General features: G+C 70.6%; 3 protein-coding genes. All 3 read right to left on the reverse strand.

The genetic code is table 11. From position 1 onward, the window contains the following. On the reverse strand, nt 1–305 hold a 305-nt coding region (locus FV229_RS26335), incomplete at its 3' end, for a hypothetical protein (protein WP_147754737.1). 54 nt (nt 306–359) lie between these two features. Continuing rightward, nucleotides 360–788, reverse strand: a complete 429-nt coding sequence (locus FV229_RS26340; RefSeq protein ID WP_147754738.1) for a hypothetical protein — start codon at nt 786–788, stop codon at nt 360–362. A gap of 916 nt (nt 789–1,704) precedes the next feature. Beyond that, nucleotides 1,705–2,307, reverse strand: coding sequence for a TIGR00730 family Rossman fold protein (locus FV229_RS26345; RefSeq protein WP_147754739.1), 603 nt, complete (start codon nt 2,305–2,307; stop codon nt 1,705–1,707). Nucleotides 2,308–2,729: the final 422 nt, after the last annotated feature.

Here is a 2,729-nt window from a genome sequence, read left to right on the forward strand (position 1 = left end):
ACGCGAGCTTCCGGCGCTTCTCCCAGGACCACGGCATCAACCATTCCGACCTCTACCAGAAGCGCTCGGTCTGGCTGCTCGCCGGATCGCTGGACGAGCGGGAAGCGCACCGGCTCGGCGCCGGAATCGTCGCGGCGATCGCCGAGCCCTACCGCATCGGCGAGGGCGTTCTGGCGCAGGTCGGCGTCGGCGTGGTGCGGGACGAGGACGCCGACACCGAGATGGGGCTCGCGGAGATGATGCTGCGCGCCGACCAGGCGCTCTACGCCGCCAAGACCTCCGGCAAGGGCCGCTGCATCCTGCATGGGGCCGCGGAGGTGACCCTCGACCGGCGGCCTGACGGCGCCGCCGAACCGGGATCAGCGGACCGCCAGAAGGTGCGGCGCGGGGCCGTCGCGGCCGTAGAGGTCGAGCATGTGCCGGCAGCCGCCCTCCGGGTCGGCGCGCAGGTCGCGCTCCAGCGCGTCCGCGTCCTTGCGCAGCCAGACCGAGCGCTTCTGGTAGAGGTCGGAATGGTTGATGCCGTGGTCCTGGGAGAAGCGCCGGAAGCTCGCGTCGTCGAGGCGCAGGCCCGGGCACAGCCGGCTCGCCACCTCGGCCTCCACCACCTCGCGCAGGCCCACCGCCGGCACGATGTGCCGGTCGCGGTAATGCGTGGCGCCGTTGGCGAACAGCACCCAGAGCACGATCGGCAGGCCGAGGCGGTAGGCGAGGCCGAACCGCTCGGATCGCGCCGCCTCGCGCGTGGCGGAATTGGCAAGCGTCGCCGGTCGTGCCGCCGCGTTCATCGCGCGCCTCCGCGGGTACGCCGGCGTCGATCGATCCCCGGGATGGTCATGGCTGCTCCGCGTCTTGGTCGCCGCCGAATGTAGCAAAAACCAGGCCGGGTTAGGTCGTCTTCATTTCTGGTTGTTGTCGGCATTGCGAATCAGCGGCACGAACACAGAATTTTGATTGGCGAACGTCCGATCAGGTCGCGTCCGGGGAAGGTTTGACGCGCCGATCACTGGCGCAGCGCCATCCCATTTGAATTCAATATTTCGACACGGAGACGCCGGGCACGGCATGCGATGCGCATTGCGGCTCCTTTTCCCAGGGGAGAAGGTCGGGATGAGGGGCGTGCCGGATCCAGAGGGGTCACGCCCTTCGCTGAGAGCGACACGCTTCACACATCCCCGCGTCTGGCGGTCCGCTTCGCGCGCATCCCCTCGCCCCGCGCGCGGGGAGAGGGCTTTGCCGACCCTGTCGTCGGCAAAGCGCGGCGGCATCCGACGGTGAGGGGGCTGCGACCGAGTAGGCTCGTCCGTCCGCACCCCCTCACCCTCGCTTCGGCTTCGCCTCCGCTTCCCGCCTGCACGACGAGGTGCAGTCGGGCCTCTCCCCGCCCACGGGGAGAGGGGGAACCCGCGCTTGGTCCGGCTTGCTGAGTCGCCGAGTTCTCAGACGACCGCCCCTCTTCCGCGGAGGAACGTCATCACAGATGGCACCGCACCGCCATTCCGGGGCGCCGAAGGCGAGCCCGGAATCCAGAACCGCCGACGCTGGGAAGCCCGGCTCGACCAGCGTGTCCGGATCCCGGGCTCCGCCGCGCGGCCCCGGGAGGATGTGGTGCTGCCAGTGGGTGTTCGACGAGCAAGTCGCCATCTGCGATCGCCCTGCCGGCAGAGGAGGGAGGGAAGGGCCAGTGCCGATACCCTCAGCCCTTCAAAGCCGCTCGGTGACGAAGCGCTCGGCGGCCGGGTCGTCGCCGAGGCGGCGGCTCTCGGACTGGAGCGTCGGCACCACCGCGTCGGCGCCCTCGGCGACGACGTAGTTGAGGTCGAGCCCCTCGCGGATGAAGCCGTGGGCGCGCATGTGGTCGAACAGGGTGAGCAGCGGCTTCCAGAACCCGTTCACCTCGACGAGCAGGATCGGCTTGCGGTGCCGGCCGAGCTGCGCCCAGGTGAGTTGCTCCACCAACTCCTCCAGGGTGCCGATGCCGCCGGGGAGCGCCACGAAGGCGTCCGAGCGCTCGAACATCAGGCGCTTGCGGGTGTGCATGTCGCCGACGACGATCGTCTCCTGGATGGCGTCGAGCATGTGCTCGCGCGACTTCAGGAAGTCGGGGATGATGCCGGTGACGCGCCCGCCCCCGGCCAGCACCGCGCGGGCGACCGTGCCCATCAGGCCGACGTCGCCGCCGCCGTAGACGAGGTCGAGCCCGGCGGCTGCGAGGGCGGCGCCGAGCGTCTCCGCCGCCTGCCGGAATGCCGGGTCCCCGCCGAAGCCGGAGCCGCAATAGACACAGACCGTCTTCACCGGCGCCATCCGGCCTCCTTCATCCAAGGTCGTCGTGTATCAAGGGTCGTCGTCATGAGCCGCCGGTCCGGGTCCCCGATCGGCAGACCGCCCGCGGGCAGGGGCGAAATCGGTGCCAAACTGCTGATCGCGAGGGGAATTCGTCGGCGCGTCGGCGCGGCGGCTTGGTCTCCCGGACATGTACGGTAAGATGGGCGGGACAGTCGACGGTTTTTCGCGAAAACGGGTCTCGAAAGTCCCGGCGGCCGGGCACGGTGTCGACGGGGGATGGAGCGCCATGACGGCGGAGTTGCGGCGCGGCGTGTTTCTGGCGGTCCTGGGCCTGTTCATCGGGCTCGGGCTGGTGGCGGCCCTGTTCGGCGGGCTCGACGCGTGGAAGCCCGCGCGCGTGGCCGGCGGCGACCCGGCGCCCGGCGCGGTGGGCGCCGGGT

Origin of the sequence: Methylobacterium sp. WL120, assembly GCF_008039465.1 — a bacterium.
Lineage (GTDB): Bacteria > Pseudomonadota > Alphaproteobacteria > Rhizobiales > Beijerinckiaceae > Methylobacterium > Methylobacterium cerastii.

What these genes read in the sequence shown, in the direction of transcription:
- FV229_RS26340 (WP_147754738.1), bottom strand. Translation starts at nt 788, where the DNA reads ATGAACGCGGCGGCACGACCGGCGACGCTTGCCAATTCCGCCACGCGC.
- FV229_RS26345 (WP_147754739.1), bottom strand. Translation starts at nt 2,307, where the DNA reads ATGGCGCCGGTGAAGACGGTCTGTGTCTATTGCGGCTCCGGCTTCGGC.